We start from the raw sequence: 3,155 nt of genomic DNA on the forward strand, positions 1-3,155 counted from the left end.
CTGCTGCCAGGCGGCGGCGTCGGCGGCGGCCAGGCCGCACTCCACCGCCTCGAAGGGGTCGGGCTGCGCCACGCGCTCGAGCGCCGCGGCCTGTGCCTCCGCCTGCGCCAGCGCGGCCTCGGAACCCGCTTCGCCGCTGGCGCGCAGCGCTTCGATGCGCGCGCTGCGCTGCGGGTCGATCACGCGCAGCAGGTCGGAGGCCGCGATCGGCAGGCTGGTCAGGTTGCGCGCATCTGCCCGCAGACGCGCGCCCAGGTCCAGCGCACGCCGCCCGCGCGCGATGGCGCCGGCGCGGTCCTCCATGCGGGCGTGGCAGAAGGCCGCCATGCGCACCGCCTCAATCGCCAGCACCAGGTCGGGTGGCGCGAGCGCGAGCGCCATCGCAGCGGCCTCGTCGTAACAGGCGGCGGCCTCGGCGGGGCGCGCGGCGGCGAAATGCGCGCCCGCCTCGCCGAAGCGGGACTGGATGCGCAGCCGCGGGCCGGCCGGATTGCCGGCCTCGGTCGCGCGGACTGCCGCAGCGTCGGCGAAGCGGTAGGATTCCACCGCCGTGTCGTGCTGGCCGTGGCGCATCTGCGCGCCGCCGACCACCGCCGCCACCGCGGATTGCTGGTCCGACCAGCCCTGCGCGCCGGCGAAGGCATAGGCCTGCGCGGCCTTTGCGCGCACCTCGGCCGGGCTGCCGCGTTCGGACAATACGACCAGAGCGGTCATCAGGTCGCGGAAGGTGCCGGCGGGGCCGGGCGGGCGTTCCTGCGCGAAGGTCTCCTGCGCGACCGCCATGATGTCGAGTGCGAGCGTCTCGTGCAGCACGCGCGGGTCGGCGGCGAGCGGGGCGAGGCGCGGCGCCTCGGCCGGATCGAGCGCCGCGATGCGCAGTCGCTCCGGCGGCGCGGCATCGAGCGCGCGGCGCAGCCAGCCCGCGAAGGCGGCGTCCGAGGAGACCTCGGTGGGCATCAGCACCGCGGCCAGGTGGCCGAAATGCTGATGGTGGCTCGCGCCAAAGGACCGCAGCGCCTGCACCACGCCGTAGGCCGAGGCCGGCAGCGGCCCGGCCGGCGGGCGCCAGTCGGCCGGGATGCCCTCGGCGGCGATGTCCTCGCGGCTGGCTTCGTACATGCCCGCGAGCGCGGCCTGCAGCGCGCGGGAATACTGGATCGAATGCTCGAAGGGCTCCTTGAACACGATGCACAGGTCGCGCGTCGAATACGGGACCTCGAGCTTCTGCGCCTCGAAGAAGCATTCCGCGAGCCGCCCGGAGGAGGCCGGCAGGCTCCACACCAGCGCGCGGCGCGCGGCGTCGGCGGTGAAGCGTTCCCAGGCGACACGGATGTCCATCAGCCGCCGCTCGACGGCGTTCAGCGTCATGGCGCTCCCCCGTCGCATACGGGTCGCGCCTCAGCCATTCAGCGAGATCTTCGGCCCCATCACCGACACGCCCATAGCATCGAGCTTCACCGAGGAGGCGCCCGAGCTGATGGTGATCGCGGCCGGGGTCATCTCGATCGAGGAGGCGCCGACGGTGATCTTGACCGACCCTGTCGCAGTCACCTCGACATTGGCGGCCGATAGCTCGTACTTCGCCGCCGCCGTCACCTTGCGGTTGGCCGAAGTGTCGAGCGTGGCGTCCGCGGTCACCACCACGTCCTGCTTGGCGTTGACCGTGACCTTCTGGTCGCCCACCACGCTGATCGTCTCCTTGCCGCTCACGTCGTAGGTGCGATTGCCGGTGACCTCGTAGGTCTCGTTGCCCTTCACACTCTGGCTGCGGTTGCCGTCGACGGTGACGCTCTCGTTGCCGTTGACCGTACGGGTGCGGTTACCCTTTACGGTCTCGGTTTCATTGGCGTCGATGTTGGTGGTGCGGTCCACCTTGACGTGTCGCGTCTCGTTGTTCTCGACCACGGTGTCGAGGTTGAACTGGGCGTGGACGTAGATCTGCTCGGCGCCTTTCTTGTCCTCCAGTCTGATCTCGTTCGAACCGCCGCCGCCCATGGACGAATTGGTCTTGATGCCGGACTGCGTCTTGTTGGCCGGCAGGTCGTAGGGGACGGTGTTCTCGGCGTTGTAGACGCGCCCGGTGACGATCGGCCGGTCGGGATCACCCTCAAGGAAGTCGACGATCACCTCCTGCCCGATGCGCGGGATGTGCATCTGGCCCCAGCCCTTGCCCGCGATCCCCTGCGAGACGCGGATCCAGCACGAGGAATTCTCGTTCTTCTGGCCAAGCCGGTCCCAGTGGAACTGCACCTTCACGCGTCCGTACTTGTCGGTGTGGATCTCCTCGCCGCGCAGGCCGGTGACGATCGCGGTCTGCGGGCCCTGCACGAAGGGGCGCGGCGTGACACGCTCGGGGCGGTACTTCACGTTCTGCGGAATGCAGACGAACTCGTTGCCGTAGAAGGGCTCGCGCTGCTGGGCCAGGTCGTCGCGACGGCGCCGGCCGATGCCGCGGTTGCGCTCGCTCGCAGCCCAGTCCTGGTCGGTCCAGTGGCTGTAGTCCTGCGCGCGGTGGCGCACCTCGGTCAGCAGCACCTCGGGGTTGGGCGTGCCGGTGATCGTCACGCGCGCGCCGGCGACGAATTCGGCAACCCCGCTGTCGCCGCGGCGGACCAGGTGGAAGGTCTCCTCGCTCTCGATGCGGTGCTTGGCCACGTCGGTGCCCGCGCTGGTCTGAAGATAGATGCCCGGGTAGTCGAAGCGCTCGCGCTTCTTCATCTCGGCGACGTTGATGGTGGTCGGCTGCGTCGCCTCGAGCGAGAGCGAGGGCGTCTCGAAGTTGAAGTCGCGCAGCGTCCACTTGCCCGAGCGCACGACGATCTCCTCGTCGAGGCTCATCACCGAGCTGCGCGGGTCCTCGCCGAGGTAGCTGACCTCGCCGAGCGGGATGGTCGGGGCCGAGACGTTGCTGTCGGCGAGCACCAGCTTGTGGTCGTCCTCCGAGTGCTCGTGCCAGTAGAAGATGCCTTCCTGCTCCATCAGGCGCTGGATGAAGTCGAGCGCGCTCTCGCGGTACTGCACGACGTATTCGCGGGGCTGATAGGTCCCGAGCAGCTTCTTCTCGACGCTGGTGACACCGTGGAGCTGCAGCACCTCCATGATGATGTCGGGGATGGTCTTCTCCTGGAAGATCCGGCAGTCGCTGGTGCGCGAGA

Annotated in this window: 2 protein-coding genes; both read right to left on the minus strand. The window is 69.8% G+C overall.

The window, feature by feature from the left end; genetic code table 11:
• A partial coding sequence (locus tag HW578_RS24685) for a hypothetical protein (protein WP_198373354.1) occupies positions 1-1,368 on the minus strand: 1,368 nt, incomplete at its 3' end.
• Positions 1,369-1,398: 30 nt separating this feature from the next.
• Positions 1,399-3,155 (minus strand): type VI secretion system Vgr family protein (locus HW578_RS24690; protein ID WP_198373355.1); only part of this gene is annotated, 1,757 nt, incomplete at its 5' end.

Origin of the sequence: Roseomonas rosulenta (genome assembly GCF_016106005.1) — a bacterium.
Taxonomy (GTDB): Bacteria; Pseudomonadota; Alphaproteobacteria; order Acetobacterales; family Acetobacteraceae; genus Neoroseomonas; species Neoroseomonas rosulenta.